Source organism: Kiritimatiella glycovorans, assembly GCF_001017655.1.
In the GTDB taxonomy this organism is placed as follows: Bacteria; Verrucomicrobiota; Kiritimatiellia; order Kiritimatiellales; family Kiritimatiellaceae; genus Kiritimatiella; species Kiritimatiella glycovorans.
The window spans coordinates 1,998,305-2,024,073 of record NZ_CP010904.1 but is presented as its reverse complement, the minus strand read 5'-3'; the positions used below and the strand labels follow the sequence as shown (position 1 = coordinate 2,024,073).

The 25,769-nt window shown below is 64.6% G+C and carries 24 protein-coding genes, 3 tRNA genes and 1 riboswitch; of the genes, 20 read left to right on the top strand and 7 right to left on the bottom strand.

Going from position 1 to position 25,769, the window contains the following annotated elements:
* Positions 1 to 26: 26 nt before the first annotated feature.
* Positions 27 to 1,256, bottom strand: coding sequence for a 6-phosphofructokinase (locus L21SP4_RS08560; RefSeq protein ID WP_201774614.1), 1,230 nt, complete (start codon positions 1,254 to 1,256; stop codon positions 27 to 29).
* Between the two features lie 74 nt (positions 1,257 to 1,330).
* Positions 1,331 to 1,870, bottom strand: coding sequence for a hydrolase (locus L21SP4_RS08555; RefSeq protein ID WP_052882257.1), 540 nt, complete (start codon positions 1,868 to 1,870; stop codon positions 1,331 to 1,333).
* 293 nt (positions 1,871 to 2,163) lie between these two features.
* Here L21SP4_RS08555 and rpsD point away from each other — a divergent pair, with 293 nt between their 5' ends.
* Positions 2,164 to 2,760, top strand: coding sequence for a 30S ribosomal protein S4 (gene rpsD, locus L21SP4_RS08550; RefSeq protein WP_052882256.1), 597 nt, complete (start codon positions 2,164 to 2,166; stop codon positions 2,758 to 2,760).
* A 73-nt stretch (positions 2,761 to 2,833) separates the two neighbouring features.
* Here the strand turns inward: rpsD and L21SP4_RS08545 are convergent.
* Positions 2,834 to 2,909: transfer RNA gene (locus L21SP4_RS08545), tRNA-Glu, on the bottom strand.
* A gap of 110 nt (positions 2,910 to 3,019) precedes the next feature.
* Here L21SP4_RS08545 and L21SP4_RS08540 point away from each other — a divergent pair.
* Entirely contained in the window at positions 3,020 to 3,562 is a 543-nt protein-coding gene (locus tag L21SP4_RS08540) for an O-acetyl-ADP-ribose deacetylase (RefSeq protein WP_052882255.1), read from the top strand.
* A gap of 452 nt (positions 3,563 to 4,014) precedes the next feature.
* The gene (locus L21SP4_RS08535; protein WP_201774613.1) at positions 4,015 to 4,485 is read left to right on the top strand and encodes a nucleotidyl transferase AbiEii/AbiGii toxin family protein; all 471 of its coding nucleotides are present in this window, start codon (positions 4,015 to 4,017) and stop codon (positions 4,483 to 4,485) included.
* Here L21SP4_RS08535 and L21SP4_RS08530 read toward each other — a convergent pair.
* The gene (locus L21SP4_RS08530) at positions 4,482 to 5,255 is read right to left on the bottom strand and encodes a Mut7-C RNAse domain-containing protein (protein WP_052882254.1); all 774 of its coding nucleotides are present in this window, start codon (positions 5,253 to 5,255) and stop codon (positions 4,482 to 4,484) included. The genes L21SP4_RS08535 and L21SP4_RS08530 overlap by 4 nt on opposite strands.
* Positions 5,256 to 5,378: 123 nt before the next feature.
* A riboswitch (TPP riboswitch) is annotated at positions 5,379 to 5,481 on the top strand.
* A gap of 47 nt (positions 5,482 to 5,528) precedes the next feature.
* On the opposite strand from L21SP4_RS08530, the gene thiS reads away from it, so the two are divergent.
* From thiS to thiE, 5 genes are read left to right on the top strand one after another with little or no spacing between them, the layout of a single operon-like run.
* Positions 5,529 to 5,729 carry a sulfur carrier protein ThiS gene (gene thiS, locus L21SP4_RS08525; protein ID WP_052882253.1) on the top strand — a complete coding sequence of 67 codons (201 nt, stop codon included), beginning with the start codon at positions 5,529 to 5,531 and terminating at the stop codon, positions 5,727 to 5,729.
* A 26-nt stretch (positions 5,730 to 5,755) separates the two neighbouring features.
* A complete protein-coding gene (locus L21SP4_RS08520; protein WP_052882252.1) occupies positions 5,756 to 6,547 on the top strand; it encodes a HisA/HisF-related TIM barrel protein in 792 nt (263 codons plus the stop codon).
* Entirely contained in the window at positions 6,544 to 7,653 is a 1,110-nt protein-coding gene (gene thiH / locus L21SP4_RS08515) for a 2-iminoacetate synthase ThiH (RefSeq protein WP_074041434.1), read from the top strand. Before L21SP4_RS08520 ends, thiH begins: the two co-directional genes overlap by 4 nt.
* A complete protein-coding gene (locus L21SP4_RS08510; RefSeq protein WP_052882251.1) occupies positions 7,650 to 8,387 on the top strand; it encodes a HesA/MoeB/ThiF family protein in 738 nt (245 codons plus the stop codon). Before thiH ends, L21SP4_RS08510 begins: the two co-directional genes overlap by 4 nt.
* Entirely contained in the window at positions 8,384 to 9,013 is a 630-nt protein-coding gene (gene thiE, locus L21SP4_RS08505; RefSeq protein WP_144413807.1) for a thiamine phosphate synthase, read from the top strand. The genes L21SP4_RS08510 and thiE overlap by 4 nt, the downstream gene beginning before the upstream one ends.
* A 9-nt stretch (positions 9,014 to 9,022) precedes the next feature.
* Here thiE and L21SP4_RS08500 read toward each other — a convergent pair whose 3' ends face one another.
* The 3 genes from L21SP4_RS08500 to trpD all read right to left on the bottom strand — a co-directional run bounded on the left by L21SP4_RS08500 (position 9,023) and on the right by trpD (position 12,819).
* Entirely contained in the window at positions 9,023 to 10,723 is a 1,701-nt protein-coding gene (locus L21SP4_RS08500; protein ID WP_052882249.1) for a SurA N-terminal domain-containing protein, read from the bottom strand.
* 27 nt (positions 10,724 to 10,750) lie between these two features.
* Entirely contained in the window at positions 10,751 to 11,713 is a 963-nt protein-coding gene (locus tag L21SP4_RS08495) for a KpsF/GutQ family sugar-phosphate isomerase (RefSeq protein ID WP_236682509.1), read from the bottom strand.
* 101 nt (positions 11,714 to 11,814) lie between these two features.
* Positions 11,815 to 12,819, bottom strand: a complete 1,005-nt coding sequence (gene trpD / locus L21SP4_RS08490) for an anthranilate phosphoribosyltransferase (RefSeq protein WP_052882248.1) — start codon at positions 12,817 to 12,819, stop codon at positions 11,815 to 11,817.
* Between the two features lie 234 nt (positions 12,820 to 13,053).
* Here trpD and L21SP4_RS08485 point away from each other — a divergent pair.
* From L21SP4_RS08485 to rpoC, 12 genes are all read left to right on the top strand, one after another.
* A tRNA-Thr gene (locus L21SP4_RS08485) sits at positions 13,054 to 13,129 on the top strand.
* A 45-nt stretch (positions 13,130 to 13,174) separates the two neighbouring features.
* The gene (gene tuf, locus L21SP4_RS08480) at positions 13,175 to 14,380 is read left to right on the top strand and encodes an elongation factor Tu (protein ID WP_052882247.1); all 1,206 of its coding nucleotides are present in this window, start codon (positions 13,175 to 13,177) and stop codon (positions 14,378 to 14,380) included.
* A gap of 69 nt (positions 14,381 to 14,449) precedes the next feature.
* Positions 14,450 to 14,602: a 50S ribosomal protein L33 gene (rpmG, locus tag L21SP4_RS08475; protein WP_052882246.1), complete on the top strand. Its 153-nt coding sequence runs from the start codon at positions 14,450 to 14,452 to the stop codon at positions 14,600 to 14,602.
* Positions 14,603 to 14,615: 13 nt separating this feature from the next.
* Positions 14,616 to 14,692 (top strand) — tRNA-Trp (locus tag L21SP4_RS08470).
* 20 nt (positions 14,693 to 14,712) lie between these two features.
* Positions 14,713 to 14,916: a preprotein translocase subunit SecE gene (secE, locus tag L21SP4_RS08465; RefSeq protein WP_052882245.1), complete on the top strand. Its 204-nt coding sequence runs from the start codon at positions 14,713 to 14,715 to the stop codon at positions 14,914 to 14,916.
* The gene (gene nusG / locus L21SP4_RS08460; protein WP_201774612.1) at positions 14,913 to 15,500 is read left to right on the top strand and encodes a transcription termination/antitermination protein NusG; all 588 of its coding nucleotides are present in this window, start codon (positions 14,913 to 14,915) and stop codon (positions 15,498 to 15,500) included. The genes secE and nusG overlap by 4 nt, the downstream gene beginning before the upstream one ends.
* A 12-nt stretch (positions 15,501 to 15,512) precedes the next feature.
* Positions 15,513 to 15,938, top strand: coding sequence for a 50S ribosomal protein L11 (rplK, locus tag L21SP4_RS08455; RefSeq protein WP_052882244.1), 426 nt, complete (start codon positions 15,513 to 15,515; stop codon positions 15,936 to 15,938).
* A gap of 1 nt (position 15,939) precedes the next feature.
* A complete protein-coding gene (gene rplA / locus L21SP4_RS08450; RefSeq protein ID WP_052882243.1) occupies positions 15,940 to 16,635 on the top strand; it encodes a 50S ribosomal protein L1 in 696 nt (231 codons plus the stop codon).
* A gap of 11 nt (positions 16,636 to 16,646) precedes the next feature.
* Positions 16,647 to 17,198 (top strand): 50S ribosomal protein L10, encoded by a 552-nt coding sequence (gene rplJ, locus L21SP4_RS08445; protein ID WP_052882242.1) that lies wholly within the window; start codon positions 16,647 to 16,649, stop codon positions 17,196 to 17,198.
* 85 nt (positions 17,199 to 17,283) lie between these two features.
* Positions 17,284 to 17,652 carry a 50S ribosomal protein L7/L12 gene (rplL, locus tag L21SP4_RS08440; protein ID WP_052883004.1) on the top strand — a complete coding sequence of 123 codons (369 nt, stop codon included), beginning with the start codon at positions 17,284 to 17,286 and terminating at the stop codon, positions 17,650 to 17,652.
* 109 nt (positions 17,653 to 17,761) lie between these two features.
* Positions 17,762 to 21,535 (top strand): DNA-directed RNA polymerase subunit beta, encoded by a 3,774-nt coding sequence (rpoB, locus tag L21SP4_RS08435; protein ID WP_052882241.1) that lies wholly within the window; start codon positions 17,762 to 17,764, stop codon positions 21,533 to 21,535.
* A gap of 38 nt (positions 21,536 to 21,573) precedes the next feature.
* Positions 21,574 to 25,731 (top strand): DNA-directed RNA polymerase subunit beta', encoded by a 4,158-nt coding sequence (gene rpoC / locus L21SP4_RS08430; RefSeq protein ID WP_082116647.1) that lies wholly within the window; start codon positions 21,574 to 21,576, stop codon positions 25,729 to 25,731.
* Positions 25,732 to 25,769 lie beyond the last annotated feature (38 nt).

The window sequence follows — 25,769 nt, the reverse complement described above, 5'->3', positions numbered from 1 at the left end:
GGGCCTTTCGCGATTCCGGGACGGGATCAGTCCTTCTTTTTCACCACGACCTGCTTGAGCCGGCCCATCAAAGGAATTTCACCGAGTAGCGGGCGGGCGTAGTCGATGAAACGCTTCGTCACGTCGTTGCCGTCTTTGTTGATGAACGAGTCAGGCATGTGCCGGGTCTCTTTCGCCACACTTTTGAGCGGAACGCGCCTGTACTCGACGGCGTAGCGCTTGCTGTTTTTGCGCTTGATGGCGATGCTGCCGCTCTTCCCGCCGGTGGCGGCGCACCGGACGGCCTCTTCGCCGACGCGCCGGGCTTCGGCGGCGTCGACTTCCGACACGCAGCCGGCGAACGAGCGCTGCAGGTAGCCGAACGTGTCGGCGCGGACGCGCTTGATGGGGGTCTTGTCCTTGATCTCCGCGGCCAGAATGTCGCCCAGTGCGCCGGTGCCGCTGAGCTGTACATTGCCGTGCGAGTCCTTTTCGCCGGTCTTGAGATTTTTCTGCACGATCGGCGTTCCATTGCCGTCGGCGATCCCCTCCGAGACCGCGACCACGCAGCGGCCGTACTGCTTGACCGTCGCCTTCACGTCCCGGACGAACTGCGTCATCCGGAACGGGCGCTCGGGCAGGTAGATCAGGTGGGGACCGTCGTCCTCGTCCTGCCGCGCCAGCGCGGAGGCGGCGGTGAGGAATCCGGCGTGACGGCCCATGACGACGTTGATCTTGACGCCGGGGAGGGCGCGGTTGTCGAGGTTGTCGCCCATGAACGCCTGCGCCACAAATTTAGCGGCGCTGCCGAAACCGGGGGTGTGATCGTTCTGGCGCAGATCGTTGTCGATCGTCTTGCAGATGTGGAAGCAGTGCAGGTCGTATTTCGCCTTGCGCGCTTCCTCGTTGATGATATGCGCGGTTTCGGCGGAGTCGTTGCCGCCGATGTAGAAGAAGTAGCGCACGTCATAACGCTGGAGGACGTCGAAGATCTTCGCGCAGTCTTCCGCCGTCGGCTTGCGGCGCACGGAACCGAGTGCGGACGAGGGCGTCTGCGCGACCTGTTCGAGCACCTTTTTCGGCTCACGTTTCATGTCGATGAAATCTTCATTCAGGATGCCCTGGATGCCGTGGCGCGCACCGTAGATGCGCTGGATGCAGTCCTGGTTTTTCGCTTCCAGCACCGCCCCGACCAGGCTCTGGTTGATGACGGCGGTCGGACCGCCGCTCTGCGCGATCAGCATGTTCCCGGTAATCTGTTCTTTTTTCGCGGCCATGACTGAAACCCTTCCTTTGTTGATGACCCTCGCCCGCAGGCATTTCCTTAAAAGAGCGCCCTACATTGGGGAAGCTAACGAATCAGGGCAAGAATTTCTTTGAACTCCGGCCGCTGCGCGTCCCCCAGCATTTCAAGCAGTGCCGCCTCCGTGCAGGTGATCCGGGCGCCCTCGTCGCGCATCGCCTGCAGGGCGAGGTCGCGGTCGCGCGTCCTGCGCGAGGAGACGGCGTCGGCGACCACGTGCACCGCGAATCCCCGGTCGAGCAGGTCGCGCGCGGTCTGCAGGATGCAGACGTGCGTCTCGATGCCGGCGAGCAGAATCTCGGGCCGGTCGGCGGCGCGGACGGCCCGGGCGAAGGCCGGTTCGCGCCAGCAGCTGAAGGCGCTTTTGGAGGCCGTCGCCGGTTCCGGCAGCAGCTCCCGCAGCGGCTCCACCGTGGGGCCGAGCTTGTCGGGCAGCTGTTCGGTGTAGAGCAGGGGGACCCTGAGCGCCCGCGAACCCTGCGCCAGGATGCGGAGCCCGCGCAGCAGCTCATCGCGCCCGGCCATGGCGTCAAAGAGTTTTTCCTGAACGTCCACAATAACGGTCAGCGTCCGGTTTTCATGCAGCATAATCTCTGTTCCTCCGCGGTTTAATTCTCCCCGGCTTCCCGGTCCTTCCTGAATCCGCGCAACCTGATTATCCGGCCGACGACGGTTGACACGCATGCGCGATCATACTTAAATGCGCGGTCTGCCTCAAGGCGGCGTCCCCGCGACGCGGCCGGGGCGGGAGGATTCTCGCATACGCGCGAGCGCCGAAGACGAATCGGAGAGCCGATCGGCGGCCGGAGGGGTTCCGGCTTAATCCCGCGACGGTCCGGCGGGCGGCGGAAGGAAACTCAAACAAAGGAATCGGACAGATCATGAACAAGCCGAAGATCAAGGTCTCGCGGAGGCTCGGCGTGGCGCTCACGCCGAAGGCGCACAAGTACATGGAAAGGCGGCCGCACCCCCCCGGTATGCACGGAACGGCGCGGCGCAGGCCGAAGCTCTCGGATTACGGACGGCAGCTGCTCGAGAAACAGCGGCTTCGTCACCAGTACAACCTCCGCGAACAGCAGCTCGCCAATTACTTCGAAAAGGCCGTGCGCCGGCCGGGCAACTCGGGCGAAATCCTGATGCAGCTTCTGGAGTCGCGGCTCGATGCGGCCGTGGTTCGGGGAGGGTTCGCGCGGACCATCTTTCAGGCGCGCCAGCTCGTCAATCACGGCCACTTTCGGGTCAACGACCGTAAGGTCGATATCCCGTCCTACCATCTGCGTGAAGGCGATGTCGTCACGCCGCGCGAGAAGAGCCGCGAAGTGGATGCCATTCGCGGGGCGCTCGATTCAACCCAGTCCCCCGAGTATCTGCGCGTGGATCCGAAAAACATGAGCATCACGTTCGAGCGCGTGCCGACGCGGGAAGAGATCCCGGTGATCTGCGAAGTGCCGCTCGTGATCGAATTCTACTCGCGCTGAATCGCGGCCGCGGTCGCGAAACGCAAAAAAACCGCGCCCTTTCAGGAGGCGCGGTTTTTTTGTGGCGAGGAAGTGGCGACCCCTACGGGAATCGAACCCGTGTTTCTGGGATGAAAACCCAGTGTCCTGGACCACTAGACGAAGGGGTCACCGAAAAATGAGCGCATAACCTAGCAGATTCCCTACCAGGCTCAAATCGTTTTTCGTGAAAAGTTTCCCTCGGGTTTTGTGTTAAGCTGTCGCTGAAAGGGAGGTCGCGATGAAAACGCGTATAAAGGTCCTGTGCGCCGATATCACCACGCTGGAGGTCGACGCGGTGGTCAATGCCGCCAACACCCGCCTCCTGGGCGGAGGCGGGGTGGACGGTGCGATCCACCGGGCCGCGGGCCCCGAACTTCTGGAGGAGTGCCGGAGACTCGGCGGCTGCCCCACCGGCGAGGCGAAGATCACCGGCGGGTACCATCTGCCCGCGAACCACGTGATCCATACGGTCGGGCCGGTATGGAAAGGCGGGCGTTCTGGTGAAGCGGACCTGCTCGAATGCTGTTACCGCCGCTCGCTGGAAGTGGCGGCCGAACGCGGCCTTACTTCCGTCGCCTTCCCATCAATCAGTACCGGCGCCTACCGTTTTCCCGTCGAAAAAGCCGCGGGGATCGCGGTGCGGACGATCGGGGATTTCCTGTCGGATCATCCCCGCATGGAAGTCATTCTCTGCTGCTTCAGCGAATCCGACCGAGACGTGTACCGGAACGCCCTGGAGCGGTGGGAGAAGCAGGAAGCGTCAGCGTCAGAAAGAGAGTAAAGCGGCCCTCGTGCCCGAGATCCCGGAATCGGGGAACAGGATCGTACCTTCGGCACTCCGAGTACGCGTAGGAGTACGAATCATGTTCTCTGTGATCTGTGGTGAAGCTCAATTTGGATCCCGATCCCGATTTCAATTCTCTTTTACTCTGATTCCTCCTTCCCCCTCAAACAACCTTCATGTCCTTCATGGTCTATCCCATTTCGAACCCGACAGCGAATTTGAATCCACATGCCCGCATGTATCACCGAGCGGCGGTCTCCGAAAAAGGAGCCCGTTGTGCCGAAGGTGAGGGCGTTCGGCAAGAGAGACTGATTTACTTACCCCTCTATTCTGATAGCATGCAGGCATGATGCAGAGAGTCATATCGAAGCGAAGCTTGCGTGATCAATCCGGACATGAAGATCTGTCCTATTGGATGTCGCGGAGCCCTGAGGAGCGCGTCAGCACGGTTGAACTGCTGCGCCGTCAATACCATGGAAGTACAACCAGACTTCAGAGATCTGCTCGAGTTATTGAACGCGCACAAGGTTGAATACCTCATCGTGGGTGGATACGCGCTGGCCTTTCATGGTGCACCACGTTTCACAGGTGATATCGACGTATTTGTGCGTCCTGCACCGGAGAACGCGGAGCGCATTTTAAGCGCCCTCGTTGCTTTCGGTTTTCAATCCTCCGATCTCGACACTGAGGATTTTCAGAAGCCTGAGAAGGTGGTGCAACTAGGCGTTCCACCGGTTCGGGTGGACCTCATCACGTCTATATCCGGGGTCACATGGGAGGAAGTGCAGGCTCACAAGGAGCTTGGCGTATTCGGTGACGTTCCCGTGGCCTACATCGGCAGATCAGAGTTCGTGGCAAACAAACGCGCCTCCGGCCGGCAGAAAGACTTGGCTGATCTCGAAGCCCTGGGCGAGGCCTAATGGCCGATCTCCAGCCTTTCCAGAAGCCGTTCGTAATGCGAGCCCTTCCAGTAGATCTTTCCGCAGGACCGGCAGCGCGAGAAGTCCCGGTGATACTTCCGGGTGAGCGGTTGCAGACGATGGGCGATTTCTCCTTTGGCCACGGGTTCGATGATCCCGTTGCAGACGGCGCAGCGGTGGAAAGGCTTGATCCGCGCGGCAAGGTCGAAACGGCGCACCACTTCGCGGACCTGCCGCTCGGGCCGCGTGGATCGCACCCAGTACCCGCGGGTCACGGCGCGGTGAAAAAGCAGCCGGCGATCGCGCGTCAGAAGAATCCGCCCCTCTTCGACAGAGATGCGTACGAGTTCAGGGTCGCCGTAGTCGTTTCGGTAAAGGGTGTCAAACCCCAGCAAGCGAAGGTACCGCGCCAGTTTGCCGAGGTGGACATCGAGGACGAAACGCGTCCGCCGCAAAGGTCCCGGCCGGAGGCGGATCAGAGGCGCGAGGTCCAGCGACTCGAAGACCGGGTACACCGAGACGCGGTCGCCGTCGCACAGCCGGTAGTCGAAGCCCCGGGAAATTCCGTTCACGAGGATCAGATCGACTTCCGTATGAGGCACTCCGAGCGCCTCAAGGGGATCTTTGATCCCCGGCCGGCCGCCGAACGCATACCGGATATCGCGCTTCCGGCTCTCCGGCGGAAGGAAGTCGTTCAGTTCCTCGTAGAAACGAAAAACGGCCTCGTTCTCGGGCGGACTGTTATTAGGACGACGTCTGTTCTGACCCATGCGGCATCGCGACAAGCGTAGGAGAGAAACCGTGGCAGGTAAACGGGTTTTCGATGCGCCCCGCTGATCCGCATCCGCAGTCGGCCCTTTACTTTGAAGCCTCCGGCAGCTACCCTCGGCGGCGTACTTGAAACGGGGTGCCCCGGCGCGGGCCGGAGAGCTGAGATCATACCCGATGAACCTGACCCGGATAATGCCGGCGCAGGGAGCGTTGGAGCATGATAAGGGACGCCCGTTAAACGGCGTCCCTTTCGCGTTTCGGAGGAGCGGACCATGCACCTGACGGTGAACGGCGAATCGTGGGAGATGAAGGACGGAGCGACCGCAGAGGAGCTGGTGCGCGCCTTCGGCGCCGCCGAACGCCGTGTGGCCGTGCTGCGCAACGGCGAAGTCGTGCCCTCCGCCGAGCGGGCTTCGACCGTGCTGGAAGATGGCGACGGCGTCGAGATTCTCGTGTTCGCCGGGGGCGGGTAGGCTGTCCGGTCAAGGGAGCGTATCGTATGAAGGATGAATGGAAAATCGGGCCTCACAAGTTCAGTTCGCGCCTGATCCTCGGCACGGGGAAGTTCGCGGACGGCGACAGCATGTGCGCCGCGGTGCGCGCCTCGGCCGCGGAACTGATCACCGTGGCGCTGCGCAGGTTCAATCGGGAGAAGACGGAGGACGATCTCTATGCGCCGCTCGCGTCCCTCGAAGGCATCGCGCTGATGCCGAACACCTCCGGCGCGCGGGACGCGGACGAGGCGTGCCGCGCGGCCCGGCTGGGGCGCGAGCTGAGCGGCAGCGATATCGTCAAGCTCGAGATCCATCCCAATCCGCACCACCTCATGCCCGATCCCGTCGAGACGCTGGCCGCGGCGGAAAGGCTCGTGAAGGAAGGCTTCCACGTGATGCCCTACATCGCGGCCGACCCCGTGCTGGCCAAGCGGCTGGAGGAGGCGGGCTGCGCCTCCGTGATGCCCCTCGGCGCCGCGATCGGGTCCGGGCAGGGATTGACGACGATGGCCATGGTGCGGCTGATCGTCCGCGAGAGCCGGATTCCGGTCATCGTGGATGCCGGGTTGCGCGCGCCGTCGGAAGCTGCCGCCGCACTGGAGGCGGGCTGCGACGCCGTACTGGTGAACAGCGCGGTCGCCGCGGCGGAGGACCCCGCCGCGATGGCGGCGGCCTTCGCGGACGCCGTGCGCGCCGGCCGCGCGGCGCGCCGCGCCGGCCTCATGGCGCAGGGCGCCTCGGCGGAAGCGACCAGTCCTCTGACCTCGTTTCTCGGGGCGGAGCACAGGGACGAATGAACGAAGTGCCTGAACAGATCGACCCGCGGCCGTGGCTCGCTGCGGCCCGCGGCGGAGCACGCCGCGAGGATGCGATGCGCGCCCTCGCGTCGGATGAACCCGGGCCGCGGGAGCTGGCGGCCCTGCTTTCGCCTGCGGCCGGGGCGCTGCTCGAACCGATGGCACGCAGGGCGCAGGCGCTGACGCGGCGTCACTTCGGCCGCACCGTTCAGCTCTATGTTCCTCTTTACCTTTCCAGCCATTGTCCCGGCGGCTGCCTCTACTGCGGGTTCGCCTCGGACCGCGCCGCGCCCCGTCATCGTCTCGAGCCGGAACAGAGCGAGGACGAGATGGACGCGCTGAAATCGATGGGGTTCGAGGAAGTGCTGCTCCTGACGGGGGAGCGCTGTCCCGGCGCGGACTACGCCTATGTGCGCGACTGCGTCGCGCGGGCCGCCCGCCATTTCCATAACGTCAATGTGGAAGTCTTCCCCATGGAAACCGGGGAATACCGCGGCCTCGCCGAAGCCGGCTGCTCGGGCCTGACGCTCTACCAGGAGACGTACGACCCCGGGCGATACGAGAGATTTCACCGCTGGGGGCCGAAACGGGATTATCGCGCGCGACTCGACGCGCCGGAACGGGCGCTGCGGGCGGGTCTTCGATTCGCGGGCCTCGGCGCTCTGCTGGGCCTTTCGGATCCCCGTTACGATCTGCTCGCGCTCTACCGGCACGCCGCGGCGCTCCGCAAACAGTACTGGCGCAGCGGTATCTCTATATCGTTCCCCAGGATCCGCGACCAGGAGGGTGGGTTCCGGCCGGACTTTCCCGTGTCCGATCGCGAGCTGGCCCAGTTCATCTATGCCTTCCGACTCTGTCTCCCGGATGTCCCGCTGGTGCTGTCCACCCGGGAGCGCCCCGCCTTGCGCGACGGCATGGCCGGCGTGGGGATTTCGAAAATGAGCGTGGCCAGCCGGACGACGGTCGGGGGCTACAGCGGCCGGACGCAGTACTCCGAGGGGCAGTTCGAGGTGAGCGACGGACGCGGCATCGACGAGTTCTGCGCGATGCTCCGGGCCGCGAACCTCGAGCCGGTCTTCAAGAACTGGGAGGCGGTCTACCGGTGAACTTCGAAGCACGCTACCGGCGTCAGCTCGACCTGCCCGAGATCGGGCCGGAGGGGCAGCGGCGGCTCGCCGCCGCTGCCGTACTCGTCGCCGGCGCCGGCGGGCTCGGTTCCCCCGCGTTGCTCTACCTCGCCGCGGCCGGGGTGGGACGGCTGCGCGTGGCGGACCCTGACCGCGTGCAGGAGAGTAATCTTCAGCGCCAGGTGCTGTACGCGGCGTCGGACGTCGGGCGGCTCAAGGCCGAAGCGGCCGCGGAACGGCTCGCGGCGCTCAACCCCGGCATCCGGGTCGAATCCGAACCGCGCGCCCTGGACGAGGCTGCGGCGCCTTCATTGATGGAGGGGGTCGATGTCGTGCTTGCCGCGGTGGACCGCTTCGCGCCGCGCGCCATCCTGGCCCGCGAGGCGCACCGGCTGGGGCGGCCCTACGTGCATGCCGGACTGGCGGGGTGCGAAGGCGAAGTGATGACCGTCCGCCCCGGCGAAAGCCCGTGCTATCGTTGCGTGTTTCCCGAACTGCCTCCGGACGGAAACGACCGCCCTGTCGGTCCGCCCGGCCCGCTGCCCGGCGTGCTCGGTGCGCTGCAGGCGATGGAGGCCATCAAGCTGATCTGCGGGTTCGGGACGCTGCTGACCGGCGTGCTGCTCAGGATGGACCTGGCGGAGATGTCGTTCCGCCGCCTACCCGTAAAGCGGAACGCGGATTGCCCGGTCTGCGGGAGGAGATCCTCATGACGGCGCGGGGCGGGTTTTCCGAAGGCCTCTACCTTATCCTCACCGAACCCGTCGCGGGATATGAGGCCTGCGCCGAGGCTGCGGTGGCCCGGGAGGTGCCCTGGCTGCAGTACCGACCCGTGCGGGAGTGCGCGGAGGGGCGGCTCGCGTGCGCCCGCAGGCTGCGCCGGATCACCCGGAACAGCGCGACGCGTTTCATCGTCAACGACGACGTGGAACTCGCCCGCGAGTGCGCGGCCGACGGAGTCCACCTCGGCCAGGACGACATGGATCCGGAACGGGCGCGCAGGCTCTGGCCCGATCCCGGCGCATGGATGGGGATCTCGACGCACAACGCGCGCCAGGTGCGCGATGCGGAGATGCGCGGTGCCGACTACATCGGCGTGGGGCCCGTCTTTCCGACGCGCACCAAAGTTGTGCGCGATCCCGTACTGGGGGTTGCCGGCGCGGCGGAACTGATCCGCGCCTCCGCGCTTCCGTGCGTGGCGATCGGGGGCATGGATGCCGCATCCGTGCCCCGTATCTGCGCCGCGGGCATACGCACCTTCGCCGTCATCGGCGCCGTCTGTAACGCCCGCGACCCCGGTGCGGCCATCGACGGGCTCACGGCTGCGGCCTGCGGTTGATCCCCGCGCTCAATCTTCCGCGGTCTGCTCGCCTTCCGCCTCGCGCTCGGCGCGGTAGTCGCGGAACCCCGCCTCCTCGAGCGTATAGCGGCCCGCCTCCGTGAGCAGCCGGTTGATCCGGTCGCGGCGGAGGAAGGACACCAGTTCGGGACGCAGCCCGGGCAGCGTCCCGCTTTCGTCGCCGGGCGTGTAGGCGGCGACATGGGCGATCAGGTAGCGGTCGCCGCGGAAGGGCAGCGGCGAAGCGATCTCGCCCTCGCCCGCGCGCGTCGCGGCGGTGCTGAGCCAGGGGGCGAGCGGATCGTCCTCCGGACCCTGCATGGGGCTGAACGGCGGCGTGCGTTCCGGGGTGAGGCCGAACGGCTTCAGCGCCTCCGCGAAGGTCCTGCCGCCCGACACGGCCTCCGCGACCCGGTCTCGGATGAGGTCTGCTCTGGCTTCAAGAGCCTCGCGTCTCGCTTCACGACGTACCGCCGCCCGAACCTGTGCCTCGACCGTGTCGAAAGGCGGTACGAACGACGGCAGGCGTTTTTCGAGGGCGATGACATACACCGCATCCTCTCCCGCCACGGCGTCGCTGAAATAGCGGTCCGCGGTGTTCTGCAGGCTGAACGCCGCTTCGATGAACGCGCGGTCCGACGCGATCGGTTTGAGGTCCGCGTCGCGCGCGAAGGCGGGCAGGGTGCGGATTTCGAGGCCGCGGCCCTCCGCCGCCTGTTCGAAGGCCGGCGCCTTTCCCTCGCGGCCGGGGGTCAGGTCAATGACCAGCTCGGTGGCTTCATCCGCGGCGAGGTTGAGCGCGCGCCGGCGGCGCAGTTCCGTCTCGATTTCCCCGCGCACCTGCTCGAAAGGAAGATAGGCGGGGGCGTCGTTGGTCGAGGCCTCCTCCTGTCCGGATTCGGCGCGGTACTGTTCCAGGTTGCGGTCGTAGAAGCGGCGAGCCTCTTCTTCCGCGACCTCCACCTCGTCCAGGTAGGGTTCGACCGGGAAGCGGACATACTGCACGCGGACCTTTTCCGGCATTTTGAACCGGTCGGCATGATTCTGATAGTACGCGCGGACGCGGTCCTCCGCCACGGTCACCGGTTCCTCCAGTTGATTGGTCGTGACCAGCGCATACTCCAGTTCGTATTCGTCCGCATAGCTGTGGAACGCCTGCCGTACCTCGCCCGGGGTCACCAGCGCCGCCAGGGCGGGGCGGAACCGGAGCTTCTGGAGCCGGACCTCGTCCCGGAACAGCGATTCCAGCGCCGAGACGCTGTAGCCCATCCGGGGGAGCATGGCGTTCACGAAGTTGTCGTAGCGGGTGCGGTTGAACCCCTGTTCGCCCCGGAACATCGGCTGGCTCCGGATCGCGGCCCGCACCTCCTCGTCGCTCGCGCGGATGTCGAGGCGGTCCGCCTTGCGCAGCATGGCGAGCCGTTGCCAGGCCGCCTCACGGAGGAGCGTATCCATGCGTTCGTCGATGCTGAGCTCGCGACCGAACATCAGGATGTAGCGCAGGTACACGTCGTGGTAGGCGCTGCGGAATTCCCGGGAGCTGATCTCCTTCCCGTACAGTTCGCCCGCGGCACGGGAGCGTTCCCGGCCGCCTCCCGAGCCGCCCATCCCCGGGGCGAAGAAACCGAGAAACGCGATACAGATAAGTATGCAGATCGCCGTCCAGACGGCTTTGGACTGGATGATCTTATGGAAGCGGGCAAGCATCATGATGGGTCATTCCTTTGTTGGGCGTACTCAGAGAATCTTCATCTTCGGCAGGTCCTGGATATCCACCATGCCCGCCAGGCGGTCGTCGTCGTCGACGACGATCACGTCGTCGATATTGTGTTGTTCATAGATCTGCAGCAGGTCCACCGCAAGCCCCGACGCGCGCACGGTGACCGGGTCGGGGGTCATCAGTTCCGCCAGCGGCTGTTCGGGAAGGTCGGGCGTCTCCACGAGGTGTCGGCGGAGGTCGCCGTCGGTAAAGATGCCCACCACCCGTTCGTCGTCATCGACCACCGCCAGCGAGCCCGAGCGGGCTCCGGTCATGGCCACGAGCGCCTCGCGCACTCTGGCGTCGCGGTGCACGCGGGCGAGGCGTTTGCCCGAGCGCATGACATCGGAGACGCGCAGCAGGAGCGAGCGTCCGATCGCGCCGCCGGGGTGGAGTTTGGCGTAATCCTCGCGCTGGAATCCGCGGGCTTCCAGCAGCACCATGGCGAGCGCGTCCCCGAGAGCCAGCGCGGCGGTCGTGCTGGCCGTCGGGGCAAGATTGAACGGGCACGCCTCGCGGTTCACTTCGACGGAGAGCACGAGGTCCGCGTGCCGGGCGAGGGGGGAATCGGCGAATCCGGTTACGCCGATGATCGGATTGCCGTTGCGCCGGATGGCCGGGATGAGGTTCAGCAGTTCCTCCGAGGCGCCGCTGTAGCTCATCGCCAGCACCACGTCGGGTTCGCACAGCAGGCCGAAATCGCCGTGCATGGCTTCGATCGGATGCATCGGCACGGCGGGGGTGCCGACGCTGGTCAGGGTGGCCGCGATCTTGCGGCCGATATGGGTATTCTTGCCGACGCCGGTAATGACGACCTTGCCCCCGGCCGCGACGCGTTCGAGGATCAACTCCACGGCCTCGCGGAACGAGCCGTCGAGCCGCGCTTTCAGGCGCTCCAGCCCTTCAATCTCCGTGTCGATGATTTCGCAAGCGCGTTGCACGTAATTCAACGGTCTGTCTCCCGGCGGTGCGTATCTGTTTCGCGCAAAGTGGAAGAGTTTGGGTTCGGCCTCGTGCGCGGTCAAGTCTAACCCGTGGTTCCTCAACTCAATTCCCGGAGCTGCTCCAGTTTACTCATCGCCGCGCCGGAGTCGATCGATTCGGCCGCGAGGGGGAGCGCCTCTTTCGGGCTGTCCGCCTTTCCGGCGGCGGCGAGCGCGAAGGCGGCGTTGAGCAGCACGATATCCCGGCGCGGGCCGCTGTCGCCCTCGAGCACCTGGCGGATCATTTCCGCGTTCACGGCCGGGTCGCCCCCCGCCAGGTCCTCGGAGCGGGCGGGCGTGAGGCCGAACGCGGCGGGTGCGATCTCGTAGGATTCGATGCGTTCGCCGCGGATTTCGCGCACGAAGGTGGGGGCCGTGGTGCTGATTTCGTCGAGTCCGTCCTGTCCGTGGACCACGTAGAGGTGCCGCACGCCGACATGGGCCGCGGCGTCGGCGGCCACCGCGACCAGGTCGGGGCGGAAGACGCCGAGCACCCCGTAGGCCGCGCGGGCCGGGTTGCATAGCGGTCCGAGCACGTTGAAGAGACTCCAGAAACCCAGTTCCCGGCGAGGGCCGACCACGCGTTTCATGGCGGGATGGAGCGAGGGGGCGAACAGGAACGCCAGCCCGATCTCGCGCAGGCCGCGCTCCATGGTCTCGGGCGGATACTTGATGTTCACGCCCAGTTCCGCCAGGACATCCGCGCTGCCGCAGCGGCTCGAGACCCCGTAACTGCCGTGTTTCGCCACCGTCACCCCGGCGCCGGCGGCCACGAAGGCCGCGGTGGTGGAGATATTGAACGTGTGCGACCCGTCGCCGCCGGTGCCCACGATATCGACCGTCACCGGGTCCGGCGATGCCACCGGCACCGCCCGTTCGCGCATCGCCCGCGCGGATCCCGCGAACACCGGCGAGCTGAGTCCGCGCAGCCGTAGCGCCGCGAGGTAGGCCCCGATCTGGGCATCCGTCGCGCGGTCCTCCATGATATCGCCCATGGTTTCATACGCCTCGGGCTCCGAGAGCGCTTCGCCCGCCAGCAGTTTATGGACGCATTCGCGGATCATCTGAATTTCCCCTCAATTTTTTCGTCTTATAGGTTGACAGTCTTGCTCATTAAGGTATGTTTTTCGCTCTTTATTGGCGATGGCGGCTTGTGTTTCGTCGCGCATCGGAAAAAAGACACTTATCGTCGGCGGAACAAAATGTAAAGCCGCGTGTGGTCCCGGCCTCCCGTTGCGGAAAAGCGGGCGGCCTGCAGGGGCGGACGTGGGCATGAAGCGGGATGCGAGTCGGATTCGGCCCACGTAGCTCAGTCGGTAGAGCGCATCCTTGGTAAGGATGAGGTCAGCGGTTCAAACCCGCTCGTGGGCTCCACGTTGAGCGGCAGGAAAGAACGGAAAGAGTCAGGAGGAACCTGAGATGGCTAAGGAGAAATTCGAGCGGACAAAACCTCACGTGAACGTCGGGACCATCGGTCACGTCGACCACGGGAAAACCACGCTGACGGCGGCGATCACCGCGGCGCAGGGCGCCAAGGGCATGGCGGAGTCCATCACGTACGACCAGGTGGCGAAGGCTTCCGAATCTCAGGGTCGTCGCGATGCGACGAAGATCCTGACGATCGCCACGTCGCACGTGGAGTATCAGACCGATAACCGGCACTACGCGCACGTCGACTGCCCGGGCCATGCGGACTATGTGAAGAACATGGTGACGGGGGCGGCCCAGATGGACGGCGCGGTGCTCGTGGTGAGCGCGGCGGACGGACCGATGCCGCAGACCCGGGAGCACATTCTGCTCGCGCGCCAGGTGGGCGTGCCGCGGATCGTGGTGTTTCTGAACAAGTGCGACCTCGTGGACGACGAGGAGCTGCTGGATCTCGTGGAGCTGGAAGTGCGCGAGCTTCTCGACAAGTACGAGTTCCCGGGCGACGACACGCCGATCATCCGCGGTTCCGCGCTGCCGGCGCTGGAGAATCCCACGGATGAAGAGAAGACCAAGTGCATCCAGGAGCTGCTGGACGCGCTGGATTCGTTTATCGAGGAACCCGAGCGCCTCGTGGACCAGGACTTCCTGATGCCCATCGAGGACGTCTTCTCGATCGAGGGTCGCGGAACGGTCGTCACGGGTCGCGTCGAACGCGGCATGGTGCACACCGGCGACGACATCGAGATCGTGGGCATTCACGATACGCAGAAGACGACGGTCACGGGCGTGGAGATGTTCCGGAAGATCCTCGACGAGGGACAGGCGGGCGACAACATCGGCTGCCTCCTGCGCGGGGTCAAGAAGGACCAGGTGGAGCGCGGGCAGGTGCTCGCCAAGCCGGGTTCGATCACGCCGCACACCCACTTCAACGCGGAAGTCTACGTGCTGAGCAAGGAGGAAGGCGGACGGCATACGCCGTTCTTCCGGGGATACCGTCCCCAGTTCTACTTCCGTACGACCGACGTGACCGGCGACATCACGCTCCCCGAGGGCGTCGAGATGGTGATGCCGGGCGACAACGTCCAGATGGAAGTCAAGCTCATCACGCCGATCGCCATGGAGCAGTTCATGCGCTTCGCGATTCGGGAGGGCGGCCGCACGGTCGGCGCCGGCCGGGTCACCGAGGTGGTCGAGTAAATCCAGGCGGCAGGGCGGTCCGCGGCACAGGCCGCGGACCGCGCGTCTTAACGGCCGGGGGATCGAACCATGCCCAGGGAAATCATCACGCTCGCGTGTACGGAGTGCAAGCGGCGCAATTACACGACGACGAAGAACCGGCAGAATTCGCGGGGTCGGCTCGAACTCCGGAAGTACTGCCCGTTCGACCGCAGGCATACCGCGCATCGTGAGACCCGGTAGTTTTTAATAGTGAAGGCCAGTAGCTCAATTCGGCAGAGCACCGGTCTCCAAAACCGGTTGTTGGGGGTTCGAGTCCCTCCTGGCCTGCCAGGTCCGGTAAGGATGACAGGATGAAACGCGTTTTCGGATGGGTTGAAAAACTGCGGACGTATCTCACGGAGGTGAGGGCGGAGCTGAAGAAGTGCGCCTGGCCCTCCCGGCGTGAGCTGGCCGGTTCGACGGGCGTGGTGTTGCTGACGGTGGCCCTGCTCGGGGTGTTCGTCGGACTGAGCGACACGGTGTTGATGTGGGCCATCAGGCTGGTGCTCCGGTGAGCGGAACGGACGGCGTCGAGGCCGGGACGGGGATTATGGAAAAGCAGTGGTACGTATTACATACGCTTTCCGGTCATGAGCAGAAGGTTCGCGATAATATATCGAGCCGCGTGGCGCAGGAGGAGATGGAGGATTACATCGGCGAGGTCGTGATCCCGACGGAGAAGGTCTCGGAGGTCAAACAGGGCAAGCGACGGACGACCACCCGTAAGTTTTTTCCGGGCTATGTGCTGATCAGTGTGGCCCTGTACGATGAGAACAACCGTCTCGATCACCGCCCCTGGTATTTCCTTCAGCAGACGCCGGGCGTCATCGGATTCGTGGGGGGCGAGAAGCCGGTACCCCTCCGCCCCGACGAGGTGGATATGATTTTCCACCAGGTCGAGGAGAAGAAGCAGAAGGTGCAGCCGAAGGTGATGTTCCAGGCGGGAGAGACCGTCAAGATCACCGACGGCCCGTTCGTCAATTTTACCGGTGTGATCGAAGAAGTGGATTCGGATCGGGGAAAACTGAAGGTGTCGGTCTCGATATTCGGGCGGACCGCCCCGGTGGAACTGGAATTCTGGCAGGTCGAGCGTACCTGAGCGGAGGCGCGCATGGGCAAGAAGGTTACAGGACTGATCAAGCTGCAGATCCCGGCGGGGCAGGCAAACCCCGCGCCGCCGGTCGGACCGGCGCTGGGTCAGCACGGTGTGAACATCATGGAATTCTGCAAGGCCTTCAACGCGGCCACGCAGGAGCAGACGGGCACGGTGATCCCCGTTGAGATCACGGTCTACGAAGACCGGTCGTTCTCCTATATCACGAAATCGCCGCCGGCCGCGGTGCTGCTGAAGGAAGCGGCGGGGATTGCCAAGGGATCGGGCGAACCGAACCGTGAAAAGGTTGCGAAGGTCACCCGAGCCCAGCTCGCGGAGATCGCAGAGCGGAAGAAGGACGATCTGAACGCGCACGACACGGACCGGGCGGTACACATTATTGCGGGTACCGCGCGCAGCATGGGAATTGAGGTGACGGACTGACATGGCTACACACGGAAAGCGATACCGGGCGATCAAGGCGGAACTCGATCCCGGCGAGGTGCGTCCGATCGAAGAGGCCGTGGAGTTCTTCCGCGGTCACCCCGCCGCGGAATTCGACGAGACCCTCGAACTGAGTTTCCGGATGGGCGTCGATCCGACCAAGTCGGACCAGGCGATCCGTTCCACGGTCGGGCTGCCCCACGGCACGGGCAAAAAGGTGCGCGTGGTGGTCTTCGCGACCGGCGAGGCGGCCAACGCGGCCCGCGAAGCCGGCGCCGAGGAAGTGGGCTTTGAAGACCTCGTGCAGAGAGTTCAGGACGGGTGGCTCGACTTCGACATCGCCGTGGCCACGCCCGAGACGATGAAGGAGGTCCGCAAGCTGGGCCGCGTGCTCGGCCCCCGCGGCCTGATGCCGAATCCGAAGACCGGCACGGTCTCGGACGACACGGCGGCGGCGGTCAGGGACGCGAAGGCGGGGCGCGTCGAGTTCCGCATGGACCGGCACGGCAATATCTCGGTGCCGTTCGGGAAGCGTTCGTTTTCGAAGGAGGCGCTCGTGGACAACGCCAACGCGGTGGTCGACGCAATCATGGCGGCCAAACCCGCCGCCGCCAAGGGTGCGTACATCCGGCGCTGCACGATCGCCACCACGATGGGCCCCGGAATACAGGTGGCCCTGCGAAGAGTCGCGGCGTAAGGAGATGGATCATGAGTGAGAGGGAACGCGAGATCAGGCCGGAGAAAAAGGCGATGGCGGGTGAGGTCGGCGAGGAAGTCGCCGGTTCGCTGTTCGTCATTCTGACCGACTGCAAGGGCATGGATATGCCCCGGACCACGCAGCTGCGTCAGCAGCTCCGCGAAGCGGACGCGGGATGCCGCGTCGTTAAAAACCGGCTGTTGCGGTACTCCGGCGAGTGGGGCGGGGAACGTCTCCGCGACGAGTGGCTGCAGGGACCGACCGCGCTGGTCTACGGTTCGGGTGACGTGGTGGAGGTCGCCAGAATCCTGAAGAAATTCGCGAAAGAGCATGAGCGCCCGGACGTCAAGGGCGGGCTGCTCCGGGGGGCGCCGGTATCGTCGGACGATGTGAAGATGCTGGCGGATCTTCCGCCGAAGCAGGTGCTGCAGGGCAAGCTCGTCGGCACCCTTGCGGCGCCGATGACGCAGCTCGCGGGCGTGATGCATCAGAAGGTAAGCAGCCTTCTCTACGTTTTGAAGGCGGTTGAAGATAAGAAGAAACAGGCGGGCGGTGAAGAGTAGCCGACCCGCGATCGGAGGTGGAACGATGAGCGAAGAAGAACAGCAGGAAGTCCAGCAGCAGGAAGAAGTCCAGCTCGAAGGCAAAATGGCCGAGTTCGTGGACTGGATCGAGGGCATTTCGGTTCTCGAACTCTCGCAGCTGGTCAAGGCGCTTGAGGACCGGCTCGGCGTGAGCGCGGCCGCACCGGCCGCAGTGGCGGCCCCGGCGGCGGCCGAGGGCGGCGGCGAAGCGGCCGCCGAGCAGACGGAATTCGACGTCGTGCTCACGGAAGCCGGCGGACAGAAGATCCAGGTCATCAAGGAACTCCGCGGTATTACGTCGCTCGGGCTGAAGGAAGCGAAGGCCCTGGTCGACGGCGCGCCCGCTCCGGTGAAGGAAGGCGTGGCCAAAGAGGAGGCCGATCAGATCAAGGAAAAGCTTGAAGCGGTCGGCGCCTCGATCGAGATCAAGTAGACGGGTGTCGCCCCGACTACGATCCGAACACAGGACAGCGCGCGCGCCCCATTCGGGGTGGGGCGCGCCCTGTCTGTATTGTCTTTAATCCCGAACCGGGGGAAGCGGCATGGCGCAGCGCACGAATTACGGCAAACTCACCGACGCAATCGAGGCTCCCGATCTGATCGAGATCCAGCTCAAGTCGTACCGCGACTTTCTCCAGGACGAGAAGGCGCCGTCGAAACGCGAGGATAAAGGCCTCCAGGCGGTGCTCAAGGAATCCTTTCCCGTGGAGAGCTACGACGGGCAGATCTCACTCGATTTCGTTCGCTACGACATCGAGACGCCGCAGCTCGCCGACCTAGAAGCGCTGCGTGCGGGTGAAACCTACGCGGCCCCGCTCTACGTCACCTTCCGGCTGAAAGAGGGCGGGGAAGAGCGCGAGGACACGCTCTACATGGGCGAGATCCCGCTGATGACCAGGCGCGGGAGCTTTGTGATCAACGGCGCGGAACGGATCATCGTGAGCCAGCTGCACCGCTCGCCCGGGATCTGTTTCGAGAGTACCCGGCATCAGAACGGCTCGATCCTTCACTCGTTCCGCATTATTCCGGACCGCGGGTCCTGGATCGAAGTCCAGTTTGACGCGCACGACAGCCTGCACATCTATCTCGACCGGAAGCGCCGGCGCAGGAAGTTCCTGATCTCGACCTTCCTCCGCGCGCTCGGCTACGGCACCGACGAGGAACTGATCGGCCTGTACTACGAGGTCAAGCCGCTCTCGCTCAAAAAGAGCTACTCCGAAGAGGATCTCGAGTGCCTGGCGCTGAAAGAGGACATCATCGACGCCGACGAGCAGTCGATCATCGGGCGCCGCTTCGAGTACATCACCCCGGATATCCTCGAACGCATGCGCGTGGCGGGCTACAGCTCCGTCGACGCCGTCGACGTCTCCTGGGACAACGGCCTGTATTTGCGCACCCTCGAGCAGGACCAGACCCGGTCCACCGACGAAGCGCTCAAGGAACTCTACCAGAAGCTCCGGCCCGGCGATCCGCCCACGGCCGCCAGCGCGCGTCAGCTCCTCAAGCGCCTCTTCTTCGATGAGAGCCGGTTCAACCTCAGCAAGGTCGGCCGCTACAAGATGCAGCAGAAGCTGGGCCTGGAGAAGAAGAGCCTCGCGCTGGAAAATGAGGATATCGTCGAAGGCGTACGCTACCTGATCAAAGTGCGCCTGGGCGAAGGGACCCTCGACGATATCGACCACCTCGGCAGCCGCCGGGTGAGGACGGTGGGCGAACTGCTCGAGGCCCAGTGCCGCGTCGGCCTCGCCCGCATCCAGCGCCTGGTCAAAGAGCGCATGACGATTTTCGACGCGACGGTGGAAACGCTGACCCCCCAGCGCCTGATCAACCCGAAGGCCCTCTCCGCGGTGGTCAAGGATTTCTTCGGCCGCGGGCAGCTCAGTCAGTTTATGGACCAGACCAATCCGCTCTCCGAACTGACCCATAAACGCCGCCTCAGCGCCCTCGGACCGGGGGGACTGAACCGCGAACGGGCCGGGTTCGAGGTCCGCGACGTCCACAGCAGCCACTACGGAAGGATCTGCCCGATCGAGACGCCGGAGGGACCGAACATCGGCCTGATCTCGTCGCTGAGCATGTTCGCCCGCGTCAACGATTACGGGTTCATCGAAACCCCCTACCGGCAGGTCTCCGGCGGACGCGTGACCGGGAAGGTCGAATGGCTCGCCGGCGACCGCGAAGAGAACTACATCATCGCGCAGGCCAATGCGCCGCTCGACGATGCCGGCCGCTTCACCTCCGATACCGTCATGGCCCGCTACCGCGGGGAATTCATGATGGCCGACGCGGAGACGGTCCAGTACATGGACGTCTCGCCCAAACAGGTCGTCTCGGTCGCGGCGAACCTGATCCCGTTTCTCGAGCACGACGACGCCAACCGCGCGCTGATGGGCTCGAACATGCAGCGCCAGGCCGTGCCGCTGCTCAAGACCGAGCGCCCCCTCGTGGGCACGGGATCGGAAGGCCGCATGGCGCGCGACACCCGCGTGCTCTGCATTGCCGAAAAGGCCGGGACCGTCGCGTACGCCTCGGCGGACAAAATAATTGTGACCGCCGACGGTTCGATGCCGAAGAAGAGCACGCCCAAGAATGATGTGCAGGAGTACGGGCTGATCAAGTTTATGCGCTCCAACGCGGGAAGCTGCATGATCCAGAAGCCCATCGTAAAGGCCGGCGACAAAATCAAAGCCGGCGATGTGCTCGCCGACGGCGCCTCGACCGACGAGGGCGAGATGGCCCTCGGACGCAACGTGCTCTGTGCGTTCATGCCCTGGTGCGGCTACAACTTCGAGGACGCGATCCTGATCAGCGAAAAACTGGTCCGTGAGGATGTGTACACCTCGATCCACATCCAGGAGTTCGAATGCGGCGCCCGCGATACGAAGCTGGGGCCCGAGGAGATCACGCGCGATATCCCCAACGTGGGCGAAGAGGCGTTGAGTCACCTGACCCACGACGGCATCGTGCGCGTGGGCACCGAAGTGCATCCCGGCGATATCCTCGTCGGCAAGATCACGCCCAAAAGCGAAACCGAACTCGCCCCCGAGGAGCGGCTGCTGCGGGCGATCTTCGGCGAGAAGGCCGCCGACGTGCGCGACACCTCGCTCCGCGTCCCGAGCGGTACCGAGGGGATCGTCATGGATGTGCGGGTCTCCTCCAAGAGCCAGATCAAGGCGCAGGAGGAAGAGAGCGAAGATACCGCTCACCAGAAACGTCAGATCGAGGAACAGCACCGCAAAAAGGCGCAGGAGATCAGCGAGAGCCTGACCGAGGCGCTGAGCAATATCCTGCTCGGCGAGAAGATCCCGCTCGACGTGGTCGATATGAGCACCGGGGACGTCATCATCCCCGCGAACCGTAAAATCACCAAGACGCTTCTGCGCAAGCTGGCCACCAACTACGACAACATCGAGATCGACCAGAGCCCGATCCGGATCAAGCTCATGGAGATCATCGACCAGTACCGCGACAAGTTCGCCGAAGCCCGGTCCGAAATGGACCGCGAGATGGAGCGCGTCGGCAGCGGCGAAGAGATGGACGCGGGCATTATCAAACAGGTCAAGGTCTACATCGCCGAGAAGCGCAAGCTTTCGGTGGGCGACAAGATGGCGGGCCGCCACGGGAATAAGGGCGTCATCTCGCGGATCGTCGCCGAAGAGGATATGCCCTTCCTCCCCGACGGAACCCCCGTGGAGATCGTGCTCAACCCGCTGGGTGTGCCGTCGCGCATGAATGTCGGGCAGGTTCTCGAGACCCACCTCGGCTGGGCGTGCAAGCAGCTCGGGTTCCACGCCACGACCCCGATCTTCGACGGGATCAGCGAGGAGTCCATTCACGAACTGCTCAATGAGGCCGAGGAGGCCGCGGGCGAGGAAAAGACCGTCGGCGGCGACGGCAAGGCGGTGCTCTACGACGGCCGCACGGGCGATCCCTTCGCCCAGCGTGTCGTGGTCGGCTACATCTATATGCTGAAGCTCCACCACCTCGTGAGCGAGAAGATCCACGCGCGGGCCGTCGGCCCGTACTCGCTGGTCACCCAGCAGCCGCTGGGCGGAAAGGCGCAGTACGGCGGACAGCGCTTCGGCGAAATGGAGGTGTGGGCGCTCGAGGCCTACGGGGCGGCCCACGCCCTGCAGGAGATCCTGACGGTCAAGAGCGACGACATCTCCGGCCGCACGAGGATCTATGAGTCGATCGTGAAGGGCGAAAACGTGCTTCAGGCGGGCCGCCCCGAATCGTTCAACGTCCTTATACGCGAGATGCAGGGTCTCGGTCTGGATGTCGAAGTGGAAAACGACACCGCGGCCGCCGAGTGACCGCACCCGTCGGAACCGGATGAATTACATGCAGGAGGATCACCGTGGATAACCGAAGCGCGGAAGACATTCTGGGATTCGATGTACAGGGCGCCCACGAGAGCGTGCGTATAAGGCTGGCCTCTCCGGAGAAAATGCGCTCCTGGAGTTCCGGCGAGGTCAAGAATCCGGAGACGATCAATTACCGGACCTTCAAGCCGGAGAAGAGCGGGCTGTTCTGTGAGCGCATCTTCGGCCCGACCAAGGACTGGGAGTGCAGCTGCGGGAAGTATAAGCGCATCAAGCACAAGGGCGTGGTCTGCGACCGCTGCGGCGTCGAGGTAACGGTCTCCCGCGTGCGGCGCGAGCGCATGGGCCATATCGACCTAGCCGTGCCCGTCTCGCATATCTGGTTCTTCAAGACCGCCCCCAGCCGCATGGGCCTGGTCATGGACATGACGGCGCGCGACCTGGAGCGCGTGATCTACTTCGAAAACTATATCGTCACCGATCCGGGCAATACCCCGCTCGAAGAGAAGCAGCTGCTCAACGAGATGGAATACCGCGAGGCCCTCGAACAGTACGGCGACGGCTCGTTCCAGGCGGGCATGGGCGCGGAAGCGGTGCGCGACCTCATGCGCAAGATCGATATCGAACAGAGGATCGAGGAACTCGAAGAGGCGATAAGCCGTACCCGCAGCAAGCAGACCCGCAAGAAGCTCGTCAAGCAGATGAAGGTCTTCAACGGGCTGCTCGACAGCGGGGCGCGCCCGGAGTGGATCATCCTCGAGGTCCTTCCCGTCATCCCCCCGGACCTCCGCCCGCTGGTGCCCCTCGAGGGCGGGCGCTTCGCCACCTCGGATCTGAACGATCTCTACCGCCGGGTGATCAACCGCAACAACCGCCTGAAGAACCTTATGGCGCTCAAGACGCCCGAGGTGATCATCCGCAACGAGAAGCGGATGCTGCAGCAGTCGGTCGACGCGCTGCTCGACAACGGGCGCCACGGGCGCACGGTGAACGGGTCGGGCAACCGTCCGCTGAAATCGCTCAGCGACATGCTGCGCGGGAAGCAGGGACGGTTCCGCCAGAACCTGCTCGGCAAGCGCGTGGACTACTCCGGCCGCTCCGTGATCGTGGTCGGGCCGGAACTCAAACTCAATCAGTGCGGCCTGCCCAAAAAGATGGCCCTGGTGCTCTTCGAGCCCTTCATCATCCGCCACCTCAAAGAGCGCGGTCTCGTCCATACCGTGCGCAGCGCGAAGAAGATGATCGAGCGCGAGGAAGACGTGGTCTGGGATATCCTCGACCAGGTCACGCAGGGGCATACGGTCATGCTCAACCGCGCGCCCACGCTGCACCGGCTGAGTATCCAGTCGTTCGAGCCGATCCTGATCGAGGGCGAGGCCATCCAGCTGCACCCGCTCGTCTGCGGAGCCTACAACGCCGACTTCGACGGCGACCAGATGGCGGTTCACGTCCCGCTCTCGATCGAGGCCCAGGTCGAGTCGCGCGCGCTCATGCTGGCCCCCAATAATATCTTCTCGCCGTCGAGCGGCAAACCGATCGCGACGCCCAGCCAGGACATCGCACTCGGCTGCTATTTCCTGACCAGCGAGTCGCAGGCACGCCGTATGCACCGCGAGGGCGGCGCCGGCGGCGAGCACGAACACCTCCCCATCTTCAACGATCTGCACGAAGTGCACGCCGCCTTCGATGAAAACGCCGTGAAGATCTGGTCCCGGATCCGGTTCCGCAACCCGGACCGCGGGATGGAAACCATCTACGGAGACTCCGCCGCCGCCGTCATCACCACCACGGTGGGGCGCGTCTTCTTCAACGAAATCTGGCCCGAAGGACTCGGCTTCGTAAACCGGATGGTCACCAAGAAAGACCTCGGCAAACTGATCTGGCAGTGCTACCAGACCGCGGGCCACACCCGGACGGTGGAGGTGCTCGACGCCCTCAAAAACCTCGGCTTCCACTATGCGACCGTGGCGGGCGCCTCGATCGGTCTGGACGACATGATCATCCCGCCCGCTAAGCAGAACATCATCGACGACGCCTTCGCGCAGGTGCGCCAGGTGACGGCCCAGCACCGCAAGGGCCTGATCACCGAGGGCGAGCGGTACAATAAGATCGTCGATATCTGGACGCACGCCAACGAAGAGATCACGCGGGTCATGTTCGAGGCCATCGAGGCCAATGACGAGCGCGAGGACCTGAACCCCGTCTTCATGATGGTCGACTCCGGCGCGCGCGGAAGCCGCCAGCAGATCCGTCAGCTCGCGGGCATGCGCGGACTGATGGCGAAGCCCTCCGGCGAGATCATCGAACAGCCGATTCTCTCGAACTTCCGCGAAGGACTGACCGTGCTGGAGTATTTCGTAAGTACGCACGGCGCCCGCAAGGGCCTCGCCGATACGGCGCTCAAGACCGCCGACTCGGGGTACCTCACGCGGAAACTGGTCGACGTCTCCCACGACATCATCATCACCGAAGAGGACTGCAACACGCTGAACGGCATCGAAGTACGCGCCATCAGCGAAGGCGACGACGAACTCGTGTCGCTCGCACAGAGGATCACCGGCCGCTCGGCGCAGGAGGATATCGTGGACCCGCGCACCGACGAGGTGATCGTCCCGGCGGGCGCCGAGATCGACGAGGTGCTGGCGGCGAAGGTCGAGAATGCCGGCATCGAAACGGTCGGAATCCGCAGCGCCCTCACCTGCGAGGCGCGCCGCGGCATCTGCGCACGCTGCTACGGACGCAATCTCGCTACCGGCCTCCCCGTGAGGCTGGGCGATCCGGTCGGTATCATCGCCGCCCAGTCGATCGGAGAGCCGGGCACCCAGCTGACGATGCGGACCTTCCACATCGGCGGTACGGCCAGCTCCGTGTTCAAGCATCCGCGCATTACCGCCAAAAAGAGCGGAACGCTACGCTACGAGAACCTCCGCTGCGTGCAGATCGCCGAGGGCCATATCGTCCTCAACAAGAACGGCGCCGTCCGTATCGTGGACGAGAACGACCGCGAACTCGAACGGTACTCGACCGTGATCGGCGCCGTGATCTCCGTCGAGGACGGCGGGACGGTCGAGGCGGGCAAGACGTTCGTCGAGTGGGACCCCTACAGCGTTCCCGTCATTTCCGAGCACAGCGGTGTCGTGGCGTTCGAGGACTTTATCGAAGGGATCACCGTCCGGCGCGGACGCGATGAATCCACGGGTGTCGAGGGCATGGTGCTTATGGAGCACAAGGAGGATCTCCACCCGAGGATCGTGATCCGCGATCCCGACACCGGCGATCCGCGCGGATACTATCCCGGCCCCGCCGGCGCGCACGTCATGGTCGAAGAAGGCCAGAAAGTCGAGGCCGGCACCAGCCTGGCCAAGACGCCCCGCAAAGCCACGCGCACCAAGGACATCACCGGCGGTCTGCCGCGGGTGGCCGAACTCTTCGAGGCGCGCACGCCCAAAGACTCCGCCGAGATCGCCAAGATCGACGGCGTGGTCGAACTGGGCGGCATGGTTCGCGGGCGGCGTCAGCTCATGGTCAAAGACCGCAGCACGGGCGCGGAAGAGGAGCACCTCATCCCGATCGGCAAGCACATCATCGTCTACCCCGGCGATTTCGTGCACAAGGGCCAGCAGCTCACCGAAGGACCGATCGTGCCGCAGGAGATCCTCGACGTGTGCGGACCCCAGGAACTGCAGGAATACCTGGTCAACGAAGTCCAGTCCGTCTACCAGCTGCAGGGCGTCGAGATCAACGACAAGCACATCGAGGTCATCGTGCGGCAGATGCTCCGCAAGGTGCGCATCACCGAACCGGGCGACACCGAGTTCCTGTGGGGCGAGCAGGTGGAGCGAACGCGCTTCCAGGAGGTCAACCAGTCCGCCATGGCCGAAGGAAAGCGGCCGGCCGAAGCGACCCCCGTGCTGCTCGGGATCACCAAGGCCTCGCTCGAAACCGAGAGTTTCATCTCGGCGGCCTCGTTCCAGGAGACGACCCGCGTACTCACGGAGGCGGCCACGCTCGGACGCGAAGACGGCCTGCGCGGGTTCAAGGAGAACGTGATCATGGGGAACCTGATCCCCGCCGGGACGGGCTTCCCGATGTACCGCAATATCCGGCTGGCGAAACTCGGCGAGGAACTCTCGGCCGAAGAGGCGGTCGGAGAACACCTCCTGGCGGAAAAACCCGAGGAATTCTGACATTGATATCTTGCGGGGGCATACGGGCTCTGATACAT